We start from the raw sequence: 20588 nt of genomic DNA, 5'->3' as shown, positions 1-20588 counted from the left end.
CCCCGGAGGTACGCATGACCGCCGTGGATCCCGTCGAGCCCACGCCCACCACGGGTCACAGCTGCGACGCCGTCGTCTGGATCGACGAGGTCGACCCGGCGCGGGCGATCGCGGCCGGCGGCTCGAAGATGGGACGGCTCGCCGAGCTGCTGCGCTCGGGCGTGGAGGTCCCGCGGGGCTTCGCGGTCACCGTCGACGCCTACGCGCGGCACTGCCGGGAGTCGGGCCTCGACGAGCGGATCGACGCCGTGATCTCCCGGCTCGGGTCGGCGCCGGGCGAGGCCGAGGTCGAGGCGGCGTCCGCCGAGATCCGCGCGATGTTCACGGCGACGCCCGTCGGGGCGGACCTCACGGCCCGGCTCACCGAGGCCTACGAGGAGCTCTGCCTGCGCTGCGTCGACGTCAACGTGCCGGTCGCGGTGCGCTCGTCGGCCACCGGCGAGGACGCCGCCGACGCCTCGTTCGCGGGCATCTTCGACACCTACCTCGGGGTGTCGGGGATCGATCGGGTGCTCGACGCGGTCCGCAACTGCTGGGGCTCGCTGTTCACCGCCCGCGCGCTGGCCTACCGGTTGCGCAAGGGCATCAGCCACCACGCGATGCCGATCGCCGTCGGGGTCATCGAGCTCATCCACGCCCGCAGCTCGGGCGTCGCGTTCTCGGTCCACCCCGTGACCGGCAAGCCCGACCGGATCGTCATCGAGACCAACTGGGGCTGGGGCGAGGCGGTCGTGCAGGGAGTCGTCGACCCCGACCACGTGGAGGTCGGCAAGGCCGACGGCCGCGTGCTGAAGTACGACGTCGCGCACAAGCGGATCGTGTCGGCGTTCGACTTCGCGGTCGGTGCGGTCACCGAGATCGACATGCCGGCCAAGCTGGCCGACCGGCAGGTGCTCGACGACGAGCAGATCGGCGCGATCGCCTCGGCGGTGCGCGCGATCGAGGAGCACTACGGCCACCCGGTCGACGTGGAGTGGGTGATCAGCCGCCACCGCCGCGCGGGCGACCCGGTCTGCATCGTGCAGACCCGCCCCGTGACGGTGACGGCGGCCCCGGAGGAAGCGACCCCGGCCGCCTACGACCCGGTGGCGCTGGCCCAGAAGTACCTGTTCTCGGGCAAGCCGATCCCGGGTCGCTAGTCGGGTCAGGTGAGGGCGAGCCGGCGGCTGATGACCTCGGCGGTGTCGGTGACGAGCGTCGTGTAGCGGCGCATCGTGGCCGCCGCCGCCCGCGTGACGGGGACGGCGACGCTGACCGCGGCGACCGGCTCGCCCTCCCCGTCGCGGATCAGCGCGCCGACCGAGACCACGCCCAGCCGGCTCTCCTCCCGGTTGTCGGCCCAGCCCCGCTCGGCAATCTCGCGCAGGCGCCGGCGCAGCGTCGCCGGGTCGGTGATCGAGTGCGGCGTGGGCCGCTCGGGCGTCCACGCCGCGAGCCGGGCGTCGAGCTCCTCGGGCGCCAGGGCCGCGAGCAGGACCTTGCCCGTGCTCGTGGTGGTGGCCGGCAGGCGCGTCCCGACGCGGGCGAAGATCCGGACGGTGTGCGGGCTCTCGAGGCGCTCGACGTACACCGAGTCCATCCCGTCCAGTACCGCGAGCTGCACGGTCTCGCCGGTGGCGTGGCGCAGCCCGGCCATCGCCGGCATCGCCGCCTCGTGCAGGCCGACGTGCGGCGCGACGCTCGCGCCGAGCTCGTGCACGGCGAGTCCGAGCCGGTAGGTGCCGCCGGGCCCGCGCTCGAGCAGGCGCTCGTCGGCGAGGGTCGCGAGCAGCCGGTGCACCGTGCTCGTCCCGAGCCCGAGGCGGCGGGCGAGCTCGGCGACCCCGAGCTCGCGGTCGACCACCGAGAACTCCTTGAGCAGCCGCGCGGCGTTGCGGACCGAGCCCAGCTCCCAGCTCGGTCGTCCCGCCATGCGGGACAGCGTAGGGGCCCGGTCCGTCAGCGCACGGTGATCGGGACGCCCGGTGACGTGGTCCGGGTGCCGGCGGCATCGGTCGCGACGGCCGTGAGGGTGTGCGCGCCGACGGTGGTGCTCGCGGGGACCCGCCACGTCGCCTGGTACGGCGACGACGTGTCGGTGGCCACCGCCGGGGCGCCGCCGTCGAGGACGAACTCGACGCGGGTCACCCGCGGCGCCACGTTCGGTGCAAGGCCACCGATCGTCGCGCGGAGCTGGACGTTGGCGCCGCGCGCGATCGACGTGCCCGGCGCCGGGGCGGTCACGGTGACGGTCCGCGCCGGGGTCGTCGTGGTCGTCGTGGTGGTCGTGGTCGTCGTGGTGGTGGTCGTCGCCGGCGGCGTCGTCGTGGTCGACGTCGTGGTGCTCGGCGTCGTCGTGGTGACCGGCGGGGTCGTCGTGCTGCTCGTCGTGACCGGCGGGGTCGTGGTCGACGACGGCGGCGTGGTCACGGTGACGGGCACGGTCGTGGCGGTCACGGGCGGCGTGGTGGTCGTGGTCGTCACCGGCGGGCCGACCGACCCCACCGCCTCCCCGACCGTGCGCACGACGGTGCCCTGGTCCTGGCGCGCCGCCAGCCAGTCCAGGAAGGCGTTGAAGATCGTCGGGGACATCGAGTTCCCGCCGGTGCACTGCCCGTCGCAGATGCCGTGGAAGACCAGCGGCACCCAGCCACCGCCGTGGGTCTCGGCGTTCGTCACCGCGGCCTGCAGGTCCGCCAGCGTCGTCGACGACGTGACGCCCTGGATCGTCCGGAGCCGGTAGGGATCCGGCGGCGGCAGGGTCTCGGCGTAGGGGCACGGGCACAGCGGGCCGAACAGGTTGCCGACGTCGCGGCCCGAGGCGTACCCGCAGTCGCGGACGATCTGCTCGACGGTCGGGTTGACGCCCGCTTCGGGATAGGCGAAGGCGGTGACGGGCGAGAACCCCTGCGCCCGGAGCGCGGTCCGGTCGTCGCACACGGCCACCCGGGCGTCCGCGGCGCTGACCGTCGTGAGGTTGGTGTGGCGCAGCGTGTGACCGCCGATCTCGTTGCCGGCGTCGGCGATCTCGTGGATGCGGTCCCACGGCAGGTAGTACGAGCTCGACCCCACCAACCCGGAGTTGATGTAGAAGGTGCCCCGCAGTCCCCGGGACCGCAGCGACTGCATCACCGCGTAGTGGCTGGCCTGCCCGTCGTCGAACGTCAGGCTGACCGACGTCGCGGCCGTGGGCGGCGTGGTCGTCGTGGTGACCGGCGGTGTGGTGACCGGCGCGGTGGTGGTCGTCGGGCTGGTGGTCGTCGGGGTGGTCGACGGGGTGGTCGACGTCGGCGGCGAGGAGCCCGCGAGCGCCTGCGCGACGGTGCGCACGACGGTGCCCTGGCCCTGGCGCGCGGCCAGCCAGTCCAGGAACGCGTTGAAGATCGTCGGGGACATCGAGTTCCCGCCGGTGCACTGCCCGTCGCAGATGCCGTGGAAGACCAGCGGCACCCAGCCGCCCCCGTGGGTCTCGGCGTTCGTCACCGCGGCCTGCAGGTCGGCCAGCCGGGTCGCCGTGGTGACGCCGTCGATCGTGCGCAGGCGGTACGGGTCCGGTGGGGGCACCGACTCCACGTAGGGGCACGGGCACTGTGGTCCGAAGAGACTGCCCACGTCGCGGCCGCTCTGGTACCCGCAGTCGCGCACGGCCTGCTCGGCGGTCGCGTTGACGCCCGCTTCGGGGTAGGCGAACGACACCGGCGAGAACCCCTGCGCGGCCAGGGTGGTGCGGTCGTCGCAGACCTCCGCGCGGACGGTCGCGGCGCTCACGGTCGTCAGGTTCACGTGGTGCGCGGTGTGCCCGCCGATCTCGTTGCCGGCGTCGGCGATCTCGTGGATGCGGTCCCACGGCAGGTAGTAGGTGCTCGTCGCGACGAGCGCCGAGTTGATGTAGAAGGTGCCGACCATGCCCCGCGCGCGCATCGCCTGCATCGCGGTGTAGTGGGTGGCCTGGCCGTCGTCGAACGTCAGGCTGACCGTTGTCGTCGGTGCCGCCGTGGCGGAGGTCGGGCCCGCGACGAGGGCGCCGACCACGATCGCGACCAGGCCGAGCACACCGGCGAGCCGACGTCGCCGTCCTGGTGTCCCCATGGTCCGCTCCGACCGAGCCCGTCCGCACCTGCCCGGGCGGGGACGCTAGGCGCGTCCGCGGGCCGCCGCCTCCGGCATCGGACGGAGGCGGCCTACGTCGTCGGCGGCGTCAGGAGGGGTCCGGGATCGGCGGCGCCGGGATCTCGAAGGCGTTGAGCAGGGCCGAGGTCGCGAGGTACATGCCGACGAGGTGCACCAGGTCGAGCACGCCGTCGCGGCCGAACGTCTCCTCCGCGGCGGCGTAGGTCTCCGGGGTGACGCGGTGGGTGCGCACGAGCTCGTCGGCGAAGCGGTGCGCGGCGAGCTCGTCGGGCGCGAAGCCCTCGGTGGAGCCCGCCCGCAGGCCGGCGATGACCGTCTCGGACAGCCCGACGGACCGTGCCGCGGCGACGTGCGCGTAGACCTCGTAGTCGGCCTGCCACGCGACGCCGACGGTGAGGATGACGACCTCGCGGATCGGCGCGGCCAGCGACGACTGCTGCTGGTCGGCGGCGATCCAGCGGTTGAACGCCCGGCCGGGCCCGGGGCGCAGCACGAAGGCGTTGAACGGACCGAGCAGCCCGCCCCGGTCGTCGGTCGCGGCGAACCCGGAGCGCTCGGCCCACACCGCGCCGCGCTCCACGATCCGGTCCCGGACGGCGCGCTGGTCGTCGTCGAGGTCGAGCGACTCGTTGCGCGGGAGGCGCCCGCCCCAGTCGCGGTCGTCGGCGCCGGGGTGCTCGGTGATCGTCACACGCCCGACGCTAGCTCCGGGCGGGCTCGGCAGCAGGCCGGGTCGCCGCGGCGCGCCGGAGCCCCAGCGAGAGCCCGGCGGCGATCACGCACAGCGCGCCGGCCGACCACCAGGCGCCGTCGTAGGCACCCGTGAGGTCGCGGATGAGGCCGGCCCCGACGGCCGCGATCGCGGAGCCCACCTGGTGCGCCGCGAAGACCCAGCCGAAGACGATCGGCGCGCGGGACCCGAAGTGCTCCCGGCACAGGGCGACGGTCGGCGGCACGGTGGCGACCCAGTCGAGGCCGTAGAAGATGACGAACGCCCACAGCGGCGGCGCGGCGGTCGGCGCGAGCAGGAACGGCAGCACCAGCAGCGACGCGCCGCGCAGCACGTAGTAGACGGCGAGCAGCTTGCGCGGGTCGACGCGGTCGGTGAGGTAGCCGGAGGCGATCGTGCCCGCGACGTCGAACACCCCGACCACCGCGAGCAGCCCCGCGGCGGTGGTGGCGGGCATGCCGTGGTCGTGCGCGGCGGGCACGAAGTGGGTGTTGAGCAGGCCGACGGTGGTCGCGCCGCAGATCGCGAACCCGCCCGCGAGCAGCCAGAACGTGCGCGTGCGGGCGGCGTCGAGCAGCACGGTGACGGTGCGGCGGGCCGCGCCGCCCGAGACGACCTCCTCGGGCTCGGCCTCCCCCGGCGCGGCCCCGTAGGCGAGCGTGCCGACGTCCGACGGCCGGTCGCGCAGCAGGAGCAGGACCAGCGGGACGACGACGAGTGCCCCGGCCGCGACCACCAGCGACGCGAACCGCCAGCCCACCGACCCCGCCAGCGAGGCCATGAGCGGCAGGAACACCAGCCCACCGGCCGCCTGCGCGGCGGTGAGCACACCCGAGACGAGCCCGCGGCGGGCCACGAACCAGCGCCCGGTCACCGTCGCGACGAACGCCAGCGCCATCGACCCGGTGCCGACCCCGACGAGCACGCCCCAGAGCAGGACCAGCTGCCAGGCCTCGGACATGAACACCGTGAGGCCGCTGCCCGCCGCGACGAGCAGCAGGGCGATCGCGACGACGCGCCGCATCCCGAAGCGCTCCATCAGCGCCGCCGCGAACGGCGACATCACGCCGTAGAGCAGCAGGTTCAGCGACACCGCCGACGAGATGGTCGCGGTCGACCAGCCGAACTCGGCGTGCAGCGGCTCGACGAACACCCCGGGCGCCGACCGGAACCCCGAGGCGCCGAGCAGCGTCACGAACGCGGTCGCGGCCACGGCCCAGGGCCAGGCGTTCCGGCGGGCCGGGGAGCGGGTGCGGGGCGGGCTCGGGGCCGGGGGGTCGGGCCGCGTCTCGGTCACGAGGGGACAGCCTGACCCACCGCTCGGCGCCGGGCCAGTGGCCGGAACGCCATGTCGTGCAAGAATCCGGCCATGGCCGCTCTCGATGGTCCGGCTCCGGCAGGCTCCGCGCTCCGTCACGTGATCGCCGTCCTCGCCCTGCCCGAGGTCGTCGGCTTCGACCTGCAGATCCCGCCGCAGGTCTTCGGGACCGCCGAGGGTCCCGACGGCCCGCTCTACGACGTGCGCGTCTGCGGGATGACCGAGCGGGTGCCGTCGACCGCCGGCTTCTCCCTGCTCCTCGAGCACGGGCCCGAGACGCTCGCGGCGGCCGACACGGTGATCGTGCCCGGCACCCACTACGTGCCCGCGCGCCGCGACGGGGTGCTGCCCGACGACCTGCGCGCCGCCCTCGACACGGTGCCCGCGCACGCCCGGTGGCTCTCGATCTGCACCGGCGCGTTCGTGCTGGCCGCGGCCGGCCGCCTCGACGGGCGCCGGGTCGCGACCCACTGGGCCCGCGCCGCCGACCTGCGCCGCCTGCACCCCCACCTCGAGGTCGACGAGTCGGTGCTCTTCGTCGACGACGGCGACGTGGCGACCTCGGCGGGGCTGGCCGCGGGCCTGGACCTCTGCCTGCACGTGCTGCGCGGCGATCACGGCGCCGAGGTCGCCAACGCCGTCGCCCGCCACCTCGTCGTGGCCCCGTGGCGCGACGGCGGGCAGGCGCAGTTCATCGACCACCCGCTGCCGCCGGCGGGCGCGGGCGCGACCGGCGCGGTCCGGGCGTGGGCGGTGGAGCACCTCGACGAGGACATCGACATCGCCGGCCTGGCGGCGCGCGCGTCGATGAGCGTCCGCACGTTCACCCGCCGCTTCCGCGCCGAGACCGGGACCTCCGCGCACGCGTGGCTGGTGGCGCAGCGGGTGGCCCGCGCGCGGCGCCTGCTCGAGGGCAGCGACCTGCCGGTCGACCGGGTCGCCGCCGACTCCGGGCTGGGCACGGCGGCGTCGCTGCGCGCCCACCTCGCCGACGAGGTCGGCCTCTCGCCGCTCGCCTACCGGCGGCGGTTCCGGCGCCGGGGCGCGTGACCGTACACCCCTGTACGGTCGAGCCTCCGTACAGTACTGTACGGTCGCGTGAAACAGCAGCTCACCGCCCACGACTGGGCCGCGGCGGCCCTCGAGGCGCTGCGCGGCGGCGCGGCCGCGGTCGCCGTCGAGCCCCTCGCCAAGCGCCTGGGCGCGACCCGCGGCAGCTTCTACTGGCACTTCTCCTCCCGCGGCGACCTCGTCCGCGCCGCGCTCGCCCTGTGGGAGCGCCGCGAGACCGAGGACGTCATCGCGTGGGTCGAGGCGATCGACGGGCCGCGCGAACGGCTGCGGGCGCTGCTGCTCAGCGCCCTGCGCAGCAGCACCGACGCCGGCGGGGCCGACGTCGAGCTCGCCCTGCAGGCGAGCGTGGACGACCCGGACGTCGCCGAGGCCCTGGCCCGGGTCACGGCGCGGCGGCTCGACTACCTCGCGGGGCAGTTCGCCGCCCTCGGCCTCGACGACGCCGCCGCTCGCGAGCGCGCGACCATGGCCTACAGCGCCTTCCTCGGCCACGCCCAGCTCGTGCACGCGACGCCGGCGCTGGCTCCGGGCGGCGACGCGCTCGCCGGGTACGCCGACCGCTGGATTGCGCTGCTCACCGAGCCGGCGCCCGTCGTGGAGGGTGCCCGGTGAGCCGGGCCGGGCGGCTGCTGCAGGTCGTCGCCCTCGGGCACGCGGCGATCGGCGCGTGGATCTACCGCGACGTCGTCGCCGGGGTCGCGCGCGACGTGCGCGTCGGTGGGCCCCGGGCGCTCGTCGGCGTCGTGCCGGACCGCGGCGACCGGGCGACGGCGTTCTGGTTCCTGGTCGCGGCGCCCGCGCTGTGGACGCTCGGGCGCTCGCTCACGCCGGGCGACCGGGTCGCCGGCGGCGTCCTCGCCGCCACCGGCGTCGCCGGCAGCGTCCTCATGCCGGCGGGCGGCTGGCCCGCGGTGGCCGCGATCGGGGCCTGGAGCACGCTCGGGTCGGCGACGAGCGACGTCACCACCCTCGTCGGCGTGGAGGACGTGCCCGCCGCGGTGCGGGCCCGCAGCGCGCTCCCCGGCCCCGACTACCTCGACCACGTCAGCCTCGCCACCGACGCCGGCGCGTGGGGTGCCGAGGAGTGGGCGCGGGTGATGTTCGAGCGGGTCGGCGGCGAGGGCGCGCAGCGCACCTGGCGGGGCCTCGGGCTCCAGCTCGACCCGCGGCCCTCGCCCGACCACGTCGCCGGGTGGCGGATCGACGGGCGGGGCGACGACTGGGTCCGCCTGCACGCGGGGGCGGACTGGGGCCGCGGCGAGCTCGTCGTGCACCGCGACCGCGGGCACGTGTCGCTGACCACCGCGATCTCCTACGACTCGCCCGCCGGGCGGGCCGTCTGGGGTCCGGCGTCGGCGGTGCACCGCCGCGTCACCCCCGGCCTGCTGCGCGCGGCCCGGGACGCGATGCGCTGACCATCCCGCGGAGAGGGACACGGCTCTTCTCCGTCGCGTGGCGGCTCCCTAGCGTCGAGCTCACCGCCACACCCCGGGAGGACGCACGTGCTGACCGCCGAGCAGAACGAGGAACTCACCGCCGTCGAGGCCGGCACGCCGATGGGCGAGGTGCTGCGCCGCTACTGGTACCCCGTCGCGTTCACCCGCGAGCTCACCGAGTTCCCCGTCAAGCGCGTCGAGCTGCTGGGCGAGTTCTTCGCGCTGTGGCGCACGCCGTCCGGGAAGTACGGGATCATCCCCGAGCCGTGTCCGCACCGGAAGGCGTCGATGGCCTACGGCGTCGTCGAGGGCGACGGGCTGCGCTGCCCGTACCACGGGTGGAAGTTCGACACCGACGGCGCGTGCACCGACCAGCCGGCCGAGAAGGCCAACACCAACTTCCAGGAGCGGGTGCGCGCGACCGCCGGGAAGGTCGAGGAGCTCGGCGGGCTCGTCTGGGCGTACATCGGTCCGGACCCCGCGCCGCTGCTGCCCCGTTTCGACGTCTACGTGATGGACGGCTACCGCGACATCGGCTGGGCCGACATCCCCTGCAACTACGTGCAGGTCATGGAGAACGCGGTCGACCCGCACCACGTCGAGCACCTGCACGGCCGCTACTTCGAGTTCATCGGCCGCCACGAGGGCTTCGAGGCGCCGGCGTCGTTCGGCAAGAAGCACCAGCGCATCGGCTTCGACGCCTTCGAGTGGGGCATCATCAAGCGCCGCGTGCTCTCGGGGGCGAGCGAGGACAACGACGACTGGAAGGTCGGCCACCCGCTCGTCTTCCCCTACAACATGCGCGTCGGCGGCGGCGGCATCCACCAGATGCAGATCCGCGTCCCGATCAACCGCACGACGACGCGCTTCATGCTCTACACGGTGCACGCGCCCGAGGGCTACGAGCCCGTGGCGCAGGAGACCGTGCCCGACTACGAGATCCCGGTGTTCGACGACCGCGGGAACCACGTCGTCAACTACGTCGAGGGCCAGGACATCATGGCCTGGGTGACGCAGGGCCCGATCACCGACCGCACCACCGAGCACCTCGGCCGGTCCGACATCGGCGTCTCGCTGCTGCGCAAGATGTTCCGCCAGTCGATGCAGGCGGTCGCCAAGGGCGAGGACCCGCTGGGCACCATCCGCGAGCCCCACGAGCGCATCGACCTGCCCTGCGAGAAGGACAAGTTCCACGCGGGCGGCGCGGAGTTCGCGATCGACTTCTGCAACATGGGGTCGACCCGCCACTCCCCCGACCTCGAGGCGATCAAGCAGGTGCACCTCACGGCGGCGGCGCGCGTCGAGACCGACAAGGCCGCCGCGCGCCCGTCGTTCACGCCCGCCGGCGGCATCGGCACCGCCACGCTCGCACCCGACACCTCCGCCCAGGTGGACTCGGGGACGATCCCGCGGTGACGCAGCCGGAGGGGATGGTGGCAGCCGTGACGGTTCCCGACGGCTCGCCCGGCGCCAGGATCGACCGCCGCTTCGCCGCGGACGTCGAGGCCCACCGCCGCGACGCGCCGCGTTTCTGCCCGTCCTGCGCCCGCGACCTGGGCCTCGCGAACGAGTTCTGGGAGGGCGACGCGCGCCGGTTCTACTGCTGGTGCGCGAGCTGCGACTGGACCGGCGAGGTCACGACCACCGGCGATCGGGCGATCGGTCACGAGCCGGAGCACTGAGCGACGGGCACCCTTCGCCGGAGCGCCGCCGGCGTCGAGCTAGCGCTCGATCGTGATGTTCCAGCTGTCGAGCGTGCCGCGGTCGATGGCGACGCGGTCAGCCACCGTGAGCGTCCACGCGCCCCCGACCGACTGCCCGACGAGCGGGGCCAGCGGGCCGCCCTGGTTGCCGTCGAGCGCGAGCGCCAGGCCCGGGCGGTTGCGGTCGCACTGGTCGAGGTCGGACAGCACCACCGTCTGCCCCTGTGGCGAGCGCAGGGTGACGACGAGGTCGCAGACGTACGGGTGGCTGATCGTGGCGTTGACCTGGATCGCCGAGACCGTGCCCGAGCCGTCGAGCGTGATCGTGTCGGTGACGCCGACGGGGTCCGAGTCGGGGATCGGCACCGACCGCTGGGACGCGCCCTCGACCGCGCCGCCGCCGAGGGTCAGCACCAGGACGACGACCGCGACCACCGCGACGACGAGCACGGCCGCGCCGCCCAGGATCCAGGGCAGCGCCTTGTTCTTCTTCCGGGGCGGCTGCTGCTGCCAGCCGCCGTAGGGCCCGTAGCCGGGCTGGCCGTAGGGCTGCTGGCCGTACGGCTGCCCGTATCCGGGCTGGCCGTAGGGCTGCTGACCGTAGGGCTGCTGCTGCCCGTACCCCGGCTGGCCGTAGCCGGGCTGCCCGTAGCCCTGCTGGCCGTAGCCCTGTTGCCCGTACCCCGGCTGTCCGTACGGCTGCTGCCCGTACCCCTGCTGGTACGGGGCGCCCTGCGGATCCCCGTAGTAGGGCTGGGGCCCGGACGGCTCAGCCGTGGGCCCGTACTGGGTGGGCTGGGAGCCGAACGACTCGGACCGGTCGGGGTCACCGGATCCGGAGCCACCGCCGAAGGGGGAGGACACGCGCGGCAACATACCTTCCACGACCCGTCGTCAGGCCGCCCCCGGCGACACCGTTCCGGGGACCCGGACGAGCCGGGCGGATCACTCCCGCGCGTGGGCCCGCAGGCGCTCCGACCACGACAGTTCCCGGGGCGGCTCGCCGACGTCGGCGTAGGTGACGCCAGAGATCTCGCGCACGGGGTGGACGCCGAGCACGTGCTGCGGCGAGGTCGCGCACTCCCCCGTGTCGAGGTCGAAGCGGTACCAGTGCCAGGGGCAGACGAGCGTGGCCCCGTCCCGCACCCAGCCCTGCTCGAGCGGACCCCGGTTGTGCGGGCACACGGCGTCGACGACGCGCAGGCCGTCGGGCACCGCGAGCACGACGAAGCGCCGGCCGTCGTCGCTGGTGACGACCCCCGGCCCCTCGACGCGGACCAGCGTCACCGCCGACCGGAGGCCCGCAGCGCCGCGAGCGACTCCCCGCCGACGAACCAGTGCTCCGGCTCGCACTCGGTGACGACGACGCGCACGTTCTCGGCGGGCGCACCGACCGCGCGCGTCACGGCCGCCGTGACCTCCTCCCCCAGCGCGGCAAGCTGCTCGGGGCTGCGGCCCCGGGCGAGGGTGATCTGCACGAGCGGCATGGAAGCCTCCAGAGCGGTCAGGACGAGCAGGCCAGCTCGATCGTCCCGAGGCGGTCGATGGTCACGGTGACGACGTCGCCGGGAGCGACTGGCGTGGCGGCGGTGAGGCCGCCCGAGAGGACCACCTCGCCGGCCGCCAGGCCCTCGCCCTGCGCGGCGAGCCGGCGCACGAGCCAGGCCACGGCGGCGGCGGGGTGCCCGAGCGACGCGGCCCCGGAGGCGGTCGCCACGAGCTCCCCGTTCTTCTCCAGCAGCACCCCGACGAGCCGGACGTCGATGCCCGCGGCGGGCACCGGCGTGCCGACGACGAAGCGGGCCGCCGAGGTGTTGTCGGCGACGACGTCGGCCATGGTGAACCGGTAGTCGCGGAACCGGGAGTCGAGGATCTCGATGCCGGCGGCGAGCCCCGACGTCGCGGACAGCACGTCGGCGGCCGTGACGTGCTCGCCGGCGAGGTCCCGCCCGAGCACGAACACGATCTCCGGTTCGGCACGCGGCTGGATCAGCTCGCCGGTGCGCAGCGGCTCGCCGAGGTCGAGGGCACCGGCGCCGGGCAGGAACCCGAAGACCGGGTCGGACACCCCGACCTGCGCCTGCTTGGCCCGCGAGGTCACCCCGAGCTTCCAGCCCACCCGCGGACCGGCCTGCTCGCGCAGCACGCGCTGCACGGCGTAGCCGGTCTCGAGGTCGAGGTCCGGGACGTCGTCGGTGAGCGGGTCGATCGCCGTGCGCTCGGTGACCGCCTTCGTCAGCCGGGACGCCAGCTCGTGCACGTCGGCAGCCATCAGCCCTCCACCCTGATCGTCACCGGCCCCAGCCGGTCGAACTCGGCGCGGAACACGTCGCCCGCGGCCAGCGGGACCGCCGCGTGCAGCGCGCCCGTCATGATCATGTGCCCGGGCTCGAGCGCCACCCCGGCCTCGCCCAGCACGTTCGCCAGCCAGGCCACGACGGCCAGCGGGTCGCCGAGGGCCGCGGCGCCGGCGCCCGTGTCGACGAGCTCGCCGTTGCGCGTGAACGTCATCCCGATCAGCCGGGTGTCGAGCCCCGCGAGCGGCACGAGCCGCGAGGACACGGCCACCGCGCCGTTGGACGCCAGGTCGGCGACGGTGTCGGCGAGCTTGATGCGCCAGTCGGCGATGCGCGAGTCGACGATCTCCATCGCCGCGGCCACCCCGGCGATCGCGGGCGCGACGTCGGTCGGGCCGATGCCCGGGCCCTGCAGCCGCTGCCCGAGCACGAAGACGATCTCCGCCTCGACCTTGGGCTGGATGAAGCGGCTCAGCGGGATCGCGTCGCCGTCACGGTAGACCGTCGACGCGAGCACCGGGCCGTAGTCCGGGGTGTCGATGCCGATCATCTTCTGCATCGCGGCGGAGGTGACGCCGACCTTGTGCCCGACGACCCGGTCGCCGTCGGCGAGCAGCAGCGGCACGAGCTCCTGCTGGATCGCGTAGCCGTCGGCCATGTCGAGGTCGGGCTCGGTGTCGGTGAACGGCGCGATCGGCACACGCGTGCGCCGCGCCTCGTACAGCGCCCGCGCCTTCGCCTTCACTGGATCTCCCGGGGGGTCGGTGACGGCCACTCAGCTCTCCTTCTCGAGTACGGGGGCCTGCTCGGACCACCCGAGGCGCCGGGACACGGCTTCGCCGGCCTCGACCACCGTGCGGGCCAGGCGCTTGCGGGGCATGGCGCGGAACCGGCTGACCGGCGCGCCGATGCCGATGGCGGCGACGACCGCACCCCGCGCGTCGCGGATCGGGGCGGCCAGCGACGCGACGCCGACCTCGCGCTCGTCGACGGCGTCGGCCCACCCTCGGGCCCGGACGGTGGCGAGCGCGCGGCGCAGGTCGTCGGGGTCGGTCAGCGTGTGGGGCGTGTGGCGGGTCAGCGGGGCCGTGGCCAGGTAGCGCTCGCGCACCGGCTCGGGCGCGAAGGCGAGCAGCACCTTGCCCGAGCTGGTGCAGTGCACCGGCACGCGGCGCCCGGTCTCGGTGAACAGCCGCAGCGCGTGGCTGGACTCCAGCCGGTCGACGTACACGACGTCGTGGCCGTCGAGCATCCCGACCTGCGCGGACTCGCCGGTCTCCTCGCGCAGGTGGGCCAGCACCGAGCCGGCGGCGGCGTGCAGATCCATGTGCACGCGCACGGCCTCGCCCAGCTCGAAGACGACGAGCCCGAGGCGGTAGCCGCCCGTGCGCGGGTCCTGCTCGACGAGCCCCTCGGCGGCGAGCGTGCTGAGCAGCCGGTGCACCGCGCTCTTGCCCAGGTCGAGGCGGCGGGCGAGCTCGGAGACGCCGAGCGACTCCTCGCGCGTCAGGAACGCCTTGAGCAGCCGGGCGGCGTTCGTGACCGTCTGCAGCGGCGCGTCGGTCACGCCGGCTCCTGCCCCGACGGGTCCAGCTCCCCCATCGGCGTGCTCTCCTCAGTGCTCCGTGTCCCGGTGAAGCGCTCGAGCAGCACCTTGCGCACCGCGTCCGGGTCGGGCGTCGCGCCCGGGCGCAGGGCGGCGTCGACGGCCTCGCCGACCGCCGAGTCGTACGGGCGGATGGCGCGCGCCAGCAGGATCTGGGCCCGGGCGAGCCCGGCCACGGCGGCGCCCTCCATCTCGTCGACCAGCGCCTCGCGGCCCCGGGCCCGGTCGCGCAGGCGCTCGAAGTCGCGGGCGGCCGCGGAGTGGGCGCTCGCCAGCCCCGAGCCGACATGGCCCGCGTGGTGGGGCGAGAGACCGGAGCCGGGCTGGGTCACCACGTGGTAGACGACGGTCGAGATGCCCAGCGCGCCGCGGACCGCGTCCGACGCCGGACCGTCCGACTCGTCGATGAGCCCGAGCGCGGGCACGACCACGGGGTCGTAGAAGCGCACGACCCACTCGAGCCCCTCGGCGGAGCCCGGGAGCTCCACCTCCTGGCCGCGCGTCGGGCCGAGCCCCTCGGTGGTGGCGAGGATGTGCAGGTTGCGCGCGCCGACCGCGGCGACGGTCACCCGCCCGGCCGCGATCAGCGGCAACCGCCCCTGCACCGCGGGCGGGAACGTCCCGGCCTGCTGGAGGTAGGCGCGGTGGATGCCCTCGACGTAGCCGGCGACCGCGCGGCGCATGGCCATCGGGTCCGCCACGACGACCCCTCCCGTCAAGCCCCGGCGTTCCGGAAGTCGGAACACGCTGTCTTCCTTCCGGAACGCTAGGGCGGTTAGCGTCGCGGCGTCAAGGAAGCCGGCCCCGCCCGGAAAGGGCATCTCGCATGGGAATCCTCCGCCTGGCCCACGTCGACGTCCGCACGCCCGATCTCGATCTCTCGGCGGCGTACTACACCGAGGTGATGGGCCTCCAGCAGGTGCAGCGCACCGACGACTGCGTATACCTCAAGTGCTGGGACGAGGAGGACCACCACTCGCTGCGGATGCGCTACAACCCGCGCACCGGCTTGGACTCCTTCACCTTCCGCGTCGAGGAGGAGGACGACCTCCACGAGCTGGAGAAGAAGGTCGAGGCCTACGGCTGCCCGACCTCGCGCGTCAGCCGCGGCGGCGCGGTGGGCCAGGGCGAGTCGATCCGGTTCGAGGTTCCCTCCGGCCAGATCATGGAGCTGGTCTGGGACATCGAGAAGACCGGCAACCTGCTCGGCAAGCACAACCCGTCGCCGGTGCCGCCGCCCGACCTGCCCGGCATCGCGCCGCCGCGGATGGACCACATGCTGGTCAACGCCGAGGAGGTGGCCGAGTCGGCGGCGTTCTTCATCGACGTGCTCGGGATGCGCATGACCGAGCAGGTGCTCGACGGCAACGGCCACCAGCTCGGCGTGTGGCTCGCGGGCAACACCCGTTCGCCGCACGACATCGCCATCGTCAACGGCCCCAACGGCGCCCTGCACCACTGGGCGTACTGGCTCGACGACTGGGACCACATCCGCAAGGCGGCCGATACGCTCGCCTTCAACGGGGTGCAGATCGACCAGGGCCCGACGCGCCACGGCGTCACCCGCGGCAACACCATCTACTTCTTCGACCCGCTCGGGATCCGCAACGAGGTCTTCACCGGCGGCTACTGGGTCGACCCCGACACCGAGATCCTCACCTGGACCGAGGACAACTTCGGCAAGGGCCTCTTCTACTACGAGAACGTCATCAGCCAGCGGTTCCTGCGGATGCACACGTGAAGGACTCGTCGACCATGGCCACCACCTCCGACCGGATCATCCGGTTGCAGCACGTCGAGGTCCGGGTCCCCGACCTGGAGCTCGCCACCGCCTACTACACCGAGGTCCTCGGCCTCCTGGAGACCGCGCGCGACGAGCGCGACGGTGCCCCGCGGGTGTTCCTCAAGTGCTGGGACGAGCGCGAGCACCACTCGGTGATCCTGCGCGAGGCCCCCACCTACGGCCTCGACCACATGTCGTTCAAGCTCAACGAGGCCTCGGACCTCGACCACTTCACGAGCAGGCTCGAGGCCGCCGGCGTGCCGGTGAAGCGCTTCGCCGCCCGCGAGCTGGGCCCGGGCTGGGGCGAGGCGATCCGCTTCGACGCCCCGTCGGGCCACCTCGTCGAGCTGACCCACGGCACCGAGCGGATCGGCAACATGCTGCCGAGGACGAACCCGCCGCCCCGTCCGCAGGACCTCATCGGGATCGCGCCGCCGCGCCTCGACCACGTCTTCGTGATGGCCGAGGACGTCGAGGCGTTCACCGCGTTCTTCACCGAGCTGCTCGAGTTCCGGCTCACCGAGCAGATCCTCGCCAACGACGGGCACCAGCTCGCGACGTTCCTCGAGCACTCCCACACCCCGCACGACATCGCGGTGATCACCGGACCGAACGGGGCGCTGCACCACTTCGCGTTCTGGCTGGACGACTGGAACGGCATCCGCGAGGCCGCCGACGCGCTCGCCTACCACGGCGTGACGATCGACGTGGCCCCTACGCGCCACGGCGTCACCCGCGGGTACACGACCTACTTCTTCGACCCGGCCGGCAACCGCAACGAGCTCTTCACCGGCGGCTACTGGGTCGACCCCGACTTCGAGCCGATCACCTGGACCGAGGAGGAGATGGGGCGGGCCATCTTCTACTACCACCGCCAGGTCAACGAGCGCTTCTTCACGGTGCACTCGTGACAGGCACCGAACAGCGGCCCGACGCCCGCTCGGTGCACCGCTACGAGGCCCCGGACTACCTGTCGCGCTACCGCTCGCGCCGCGGAGCCGAGAAGTCCGCTCCCGAGGCCGCCGCCCCCGTCGCCCCGCCGGAGCCCAGCCAGAACCCCGACCAGGCAAGCACGCCGCTCTACCTGCGCCGCTTCCGCGAGCGCGGGTCCGCGCCCGCCGACACGGGGACCGTCTCCTGGGAGGGCCAGGAGTTCACCCCCGCGCTCGCCGAGGCGAGCCGCGGCAAGGAGGTCGCCGCACCCGTCGAGCGCCGCGCGTCCGAGAAGATCGTCTGCGAGATCTCGATCATCCGGCACGGCATCACCCAGGGCTACTCCACCGACGCCGGCCTCACGCCGATGGGCGGCTGGCAGGCCCACCGGCGCGGCCACGAGCTCGCGCGCCGCTTCGACCACGGCGACCGGGTCCGCCTGGTCTGCGCCGACACCAACCGCGCGCGCCAGACCGCCGACCAGCTCTACAACGGGGTCACCGACGGCCTGCAGATGTGGGGCATCGACGCGGAGATCACCGAGAAGGAGCCCATCCCGGAGCTGCGCAACTTCGGGGTCTGGACCCCCGACGGCCTGCGCGACGTCACCTCGGCGTTCCGGCAGTACCAGGCCACCAACGAGACCCTCGAGCGGCTCGCCGTCGGCGACCGCCCGCGCTGGCTCGTGGAGATCGACCGCTTCTACCGGACCCAGCTGGGCGGGGCGGACCCGATCCAGGAGTGGCTGACGATCCCGATGATGTACTTCGAGCCGCCGGCGATGTGCGTGCGCCGGTTCTGGCGCGGGTTCCACCGGCTGATCACCGAGTCGACGCGGCCCGACGGCTCGCTGACCCACCGCCGCATCCTCGCCGCGACCCACTCCGGGCCGATGCGCGCCTTCGCCACCTGGGCCCACGGCTACGACCCGGGCGAGCCGCTGAACACCGAGGAGATCCGGATCAAGGTCCGTGAGGGCGCCCGGAGCGCGTTCGTCTCCTACCGCAACCGCGTGACCGAGGTGAACGTGCCGCCGCCGGACGAGTTCCCACAATGGGAAGAGGATGCGGGAGGCCCGAGTCGATGACCGTCCTGTCCCTCCCCCCGCTCGACCTCGACGCCGGCGGACCCGGCGACGACGACTCCCCGCTGCGGTCGGTCTCGACGGCGGTCTCGGTGCTCGACTGCTTCGCCGACGAGGCCGAGCTCGGGGCGACGCGGGTCGCCGCCCGGCTCGGGATCGCCAAGAGCACCGCCTGCCGGATGCTGGCCGCCCTGGCCACCGGCGGGCTGCTCGAGCGCACCGGCTCGGGGCGCTACCGCCTGGGCCTGCGGCTGTTCGAGTACGGCCAGCTCGCCGTCGACCGTCTCATGCTGCGCGACGTCGCCCTGCCGGCGATGGGCGACCTGCGCGAGCTGCTGCGCGAGACGATCCAGCTCGGGGTCAGCGTCGGCACCGACGTGCTCTACGTCGAGCGCGCCGAGGCGGCCGGCATGAACGTCCGCTTCCGCAGCGAGCACCGCCGCAACCCGGCGCACTCGTCGAGCGCGGGCCGGGTGCTGGCCGCCGCGGACCCGGCGCTCATCACGGCGATCCTCGAGCGCGGGCTGCGGCGGTACACGCCGTTCACGGTGGTCGACCCGCTGCGCTACCGGCAGATCCTCGCGATCACCCGCGATCAGGGCTACGCGACCTCCCGCGAGGAGTTCGAGCCCGGCTGGTCGTCGATCGCCGCGCCGATCACGCTCACCCGCGAGGGGCGCCCGCACCCGGTCGCCGCGCTGTCGGTGGTCGGGCCGACCTCGCGCGTCCTCGGACCCCGCAAGCCGGCGGTCGTCCAGGGCGTGCGCCGGGCCGCGGCGCGGATCTCGGCGGACCTGGAGCGGGCCCGGGGCTGAGCGAGCCTCAGGAGGTGAACGCCGCGGCCTCGACGTCGCCCGGGTGCGCGACGAGCGCCAGGCCTCGGTGCCGTGTCGACGACCTGGGAGGAGCTCGACCCCGAGGCGTACTCATTCACGCGGACCGTCGCCGACCAGATGCGCGGGCACGACGACCGCGAGCGGTTCCTCGAGGGCGTCGACGTGGTGCTCGCCGGCATCGTGACGACCGTTCGCCGCACCGGAACGAGGTGATGCCCGCCTCCCCGCCGCGCTCCTAGCGTCGGGTCCATGCAGCGCAGCACCGACCGCGTCCTGACGACCCACGTCGGCAGCCTCGCCCGCCCCGAGGCCCTGCTCGACACGATGCGGGAGAAGGAGCACGGGCGTCCCTACGACGCCGACCTCTTCGCCCGGCAGGTGACCGAGGCCGTCGCCGACGTCGTCGCCCGGCAGCGGGAGGTCGGGCTCGACGTGGTCACCGACGGCGAGATGGGCAAGGTCAGCTTCGCGACCTACGTCCAGCGCCGGCTCGACGGCTTCTCCCCCGACTCCGGCGAGCGGCTCCTCCCGCCGTCCTGGCAGGTCGAGATCGACGCGTTCCCCGAGTACTACGAGGGCTACCTCGGCAAGTACGCGAAGACGGTGGCGCCGATGCAGAGCGTCGCGTGCGTCGGGCCGGTGAGCTACACCGGCCACGACGAGCTGCAGACCGACCTCGCCAACCTGCACAAGGCCCTGGCCGGGGTGTCCGGCGTCGTCGAGGCGTTCATGCCGTCGACCTCGCCGCGCGGCTTCGGGCGCAACGAGTACTACGCCAGCGACCGCGAGTACTACGAGGCCGTCGGCGAGGCGCTGCGCGAGGAGTACCTGGCGATCGTCGACGCCGGCTTCCTGCTGCAGATCGACGACCCGTGGCTCATCGAGATCCTCTCCGACCCGGGTCTCGCGCCCGCCGAGCGCGACCGCACCGCCCGCGAGCACGCCGAGATCGTCAACCACAGCCTGCGCGGCATCCCGACCGAGAAGATCCGCCTGCACACCTGCTACGGCCTCAACCACGGGCCCCGGATCCACGACATCGGCATGGGCGAGGTCGCCCCCTACATGCTCGGGATCCGCGCCGGGGGCTACTCCTTCGAGGTCGCCAACCCCCGCCACATGCACGAGTGGAAGGTCTGGCAGGACCTCCCGCTGCCCGACGGCGCGGTGCTCATCCCGGGGCTGCTCGGCCACGCGCAGAACTACGTGGAGCACCCGGAGCTGATCGCCGACATGATCGGCTGGTACGCCTCGGTGGTCGGGAAGGAGAACGTCGTCGCCGGCGCCGACTGCGGCTTCTCCTCGCGCGCGAGCTACGCCCCCGAGGTGCACCCGACGGTGGTGTGGGAGAAGTTCCGGGCGCTGTCGGCGGGCGCGGAGATCGCCACCCGACGTCTCTGGAGCTGACGCGCGGAGAGGGGAGGCGGGGGCGCCGCCGGCGTCCCCCCGGGCGCCGGAAGCCCCCGCCTCCCCCTCCCGTCGCGCGCCCGGACAACGGGATCCCGGGCGAGCGCGAGGACGTCCGAGCGACCACTCCGGTCCCCCGACGACCGTCGTCCCGCCCTCGAGGGGAAGCCTCGCGGATCGCGCCGAGCGGCACATCAGAAGAATTGACTAGCCCGGCGGGTCGCCTGCGTACGCCGCTGGACGCCGCCGTTCGCGCGCGCCTAGCGTCGTC

General features: G+C 74.1%; 23 protein-coding genes. 12 read left to right on the top strand and 11 right to left on the bottom strand.

The window, feature by feature from the left end; genetic code table 11:
• Positions 1 to 14 precede the first annotated feature (14 nt).
• Complete coding sequence (locus PHK61_RS01890) at positions 15 to 1139, top strand: PEP/pyruvate-binding domain-containing protein (protein ID WP_274279262.1); 1125 nt, start codon at positions 15 to 17, stop codon at positions 1137 to 1139.
• Between the two features lie 5 nt (positions 1140 to 1144).
• Here PHK61_RS01890 and PHK61_RS01885 read toward each other — a convergent pair whose 3' ends face one another.
• From PHK61_RS01885 to PHK61_RS01870, 4 genes are all read right to left on the bottom strand, one after another.
• Entirely contained in the window at positions 1145 to 1912 is a 768-nt protein-coding gene (locus tag PHK61_RS01885; protein WP_274279261.1) for an IclR family transcriptional regulator, read from the bottom strand.
• Between the two features lie 26 nt (positions 1913 to 1938).
• Complete coding sequence (locus PHK61_RS01880; protein WP_274279260.1) at positions 1939 to 4032, bottom strand: polysaccharide deacetylase family protein; 2094 nt, start codon at positions 4030 to 4032, stop codon at positions 1939 to 1941.
• 145 nt (positions 4033 to 4177) lie between these two features.
• Positions 4178 to 4801, bottom strand: a complete 624-nt coding sequence (locus PHK61_RS01875; protein ID WP_274279259.1) for a carboxymuconolactone decarboxylase family protein — start codon at positions 4799 to 4801, stop codon at positions 4178 to 4180.
• Positions 4802 to 4811: 10 nt separating this feature from the next.
• Entirely contained in the window at positions 4812 to 6137 is a 1326-nt protein-coding gene (locus PHK61_RS01870; protein WP_420791331.1) for an MFS transporter, read from the bottom strand.
• A gap of 72 nt (positions 6138 to 6209) precedes the next feature.
• On the opposite strand from PHK61_RS01870, the gene PHK61_RS01865 reads away from it, so the two are divergent.
• The 5 genes from PHK61_RS01865 to PHK61_RS01845 all read left to right on the top strand — a co-directional run bounded on the left by PHK61_RS01865 (position 6210) and on the right by PHK61_RS01845 (position 10350).
• The gene (locus PHK61_RS01865) at positions 6210 to 7208 is read left to right on the top strand and encodes a GlxA family transcriptional regulator (RefSeq protein WP_274279258.1); all 999 of its coding nucleotides are present in this window, start codon (positions 6210 to 6212) and stop codon (positions 7206 to 7208) included.
• 48 nt (positions 7209 to 7256) lie between these two features.
• Positions 7257 to 7844 carry a TetR/AcrR family transcriptional regulator gene (locus tag PHK61_RS01860; protein ID WP_274279257.1) on the top strand — a complete coding sequence of 196 codons (588 nt, stop codon included), beginning with the start codon at positions 7257 to 7259 and terminating at the stop codon, positions 7842 to 7844.
• Positions 7841 to 8647, top strand: a complete 807-nt coding sequence (locus PHK61_RS01855) for a DUF6463 family protein (RefSeq protein ID WP_274279256.1) — start codon at positions 7841 to 7843, stop codon at positions 8645 to 8647. The genes PHK61_RS01860 and PHK61_RS01855 overlap by 4 nt, the downstream gene beginning before the upstream one ends.
• An 87-nt stretch (positions 8648 to 8734) precedes the next feature.
• On the top strand, positions 8735 to 10084 hold the full coding sequence (locus PHK61_RS01850) for a Rieske 2Fe-2S domain-containing protein (protein WP_274279255.1): 1350 nt from the start codon (positions 8735 to 8737) through the stop codon (positions 10082 to 10084).
• 26 nt (positions 10085 to 10110) lie between these two features.
• The gene (locus PHK61_RS01845; protein WP_274279254.1) at positions 10111 to 10350 is read left to right on the top strand and encodes a hypothetical protein; all 240 of its coding nucleotides are present in this window, start codon (positions 10111 to 10113) and stop codon (positions 10348 to 10350) included.
• Positions 10351 to 10389: 39 nt separating this feature from the next.
• On the opposite strand, the gene PHK61_RS01840 is transcribed toward PHK61_RS01845, so the two are convergent.
• From PHK61_RS01840 to PHK61_RS01810, 7 genes are all read right to left on the bottom strand, one after another.
• A complete protein-coding gene (locus tag PHK61_RS01840; protein WP_274279253.1) occupies positions 10390 to 11235 on the bottom strand; it encodes a proprotein convertase P-domain-containing protein in 846 nt (281 codons plus the stop codon).
• Positions 11236 to 11316: 81 nt separating this feature from the next.
• The gene (locus PHK61_RS01835; protein ID WP_274279252.1) at positions 11317 to 11658 is read right to left on the bottom strand and encodes a Rieske (2Fe-2S) protein; all 342 of its coding nucleotides are present in this window, start codon (positions 11656 to 11658) and stop codon (positions 11317 to 11319) included.
• Complete coding sequence (locus PHK61_RS01830) at positions 11655 to 11858, bottom strand: 2-hydroxymuconate tautomerase (protein ID WP_274279251.1); 204 nt, start codon at positions 11856 to 11858, stop codon at positions 11655 to 11657. The genes PHK61_RS01835 and PHK61_RS01830 overlap by 4 nt, the downstream gene beginning before the upstream one ends.
• Before the next feature lie 17 nt (positions 11859 to 11875).
• The gene (locus PHK61_RS01825; protein WP_274279250.1) at positions 11876 to 12643 is read right to left on the bottom strand and encodes a 2-keto-4-pentenoate hydratase; all 768 of its coding nucleotides are present in this window, start codon (positions 12641 to 12643) and stop codon (positions 11876 to 11878) included.
• Positions 12643 to 13443 carry a 2-keto-4-pentenoate hydratase gene (locus tag PHK61_RS01820; protein WP_274279249.1) on the bottom strand — a complete coding sequence of 267 codons (801 nt, stop codon included), beginning with the start codon at positions 13441 to 13443 and terminating at the stop codon, positions 12643 to 12645. Before PHK61_RS01820 ends, PHK61_RS01825 begins: the two co-directional genes overlap by 1 nt.
• Positions 13444 to 14235 (bottom strand): IclR family transcriptional regulator, encoded by a 792-nt coding sequence (locus PHK61_RS01815; protein ID WP_274279248.1) that lies wholly within the window; start codon positions 14233 to 14235, stop codon positions 13444 to 13446.
• A complete protein-coding gene (locus PHK61_RS01810; RefSeq protein WP_274279247.1) occupies positions 14232 to 14975 on the bottom strand; it encodes a hypothetical protein in 744 nt (247 codons plus the stop codon). The genes PHK61_RS01815 and PHK61_RS01810 overlap by 4 nt, the downstream gene beginning before the upstream one ends.
• A 125-nt stretch (positions 14976 to 15100) precedes the next feature.
• Here PHK61_RS01810 and PHK61_RS01805 point away from each other — a divergent pair, with 125 nt between their 5' ends.
• From PHK61_RS01805 to PHK61_RS01780, 6 genes are all read left to right on the top strand, one after another.
• Positions 15101 to 16015, top strand: a complete 915-nt coding sequence (locus tag PHK61_RS01805; RefSeq protein ID WP_274279246.1) for a catechol 2,3-dioxygenase — start codon at positions 15101 to 15103, stop codon at positions 16013 to 16015.
• 14 nt (positions 16016 to 16029) lie between these two features.
• Positions 16030 to 16968: a catechol 2,3-dioxygenase gene (locus PHK61_RS01800; RefSeq protein ID WP_274279245.1), complete on the top strand. Its 939-nt coding sequence runs from the start codon at positions 16030 to 16032 to the stop codon at positions 16966 to 16968.
• On the top strand, positions 16965 to 18077 hold the full coding sequence (locus PHK61_RS01795; RefSeq protein WP_274279244.1) for a histidine phosphatase family protein: 1113 nt from the start codon (positions 16965 to 16967) through the stop codon (positions 18075 to 18077). Before PHK61_RS01800 ends, PHK61_RS01795 begins: the two co-directional genes overlap by 4 nt.
• Positions 18074 to 18889: an IclR family transcriptional regulator gene (locus PHK61_RS01790; RefSeq protein WP_274279243.1), complete on the top strand. Its 816-nt coding sequence runs from the start codon at positions 18074 to 18076 to the stop codon at positions 18887 to 18889. The genes PHK61_RS01795 and PHK61_RS01790 overlap by 4 nt, the downstream gene beginning before the upstream one ends.
• Before the next feature lie 72 nt (positions 18890 to 18961).
• The gene (locus tag PHK61_RS01785; RefSeq protein WP_274279242.1) at positions 18962 to 19123 is read left to right on the top strand and encodes a hypothetical protein; all 162 of its coding nucleotides are present in this window, start codon (positions 18962 to 18964) and stop codon (positions 19121 to 19123) included.
• A 36-nt stretch (positions 19124 to 19159) separates the two neighbouring features.
• Positions 19160 to 20317, top strand: coding sequence for a cobalamin-independent methionine synthase II family protein (locus PHK61_RS01780; protein ID WP_274279241.1), 1158 nt, complete (start codon positions 19160 to 19162; stop codon positions 20315 to 20317).
• Positions 20318 to 20588: the final 271 nt, after the last annotated feature.

Source organism: Actinomycetospora lutea (assembly GCF_028737205.1).
GTDB classification, from domain to species: domain Bacteria; phylum Actinomycetota; class Actinomycetes; order Mycobacteriales; family Pseudonocardiaceae; genus Actinomycetospora; species Actinomycetospora lutea.
This window is presented reverse-complemented; position numbering and strand designations above follow the sequence as displayed.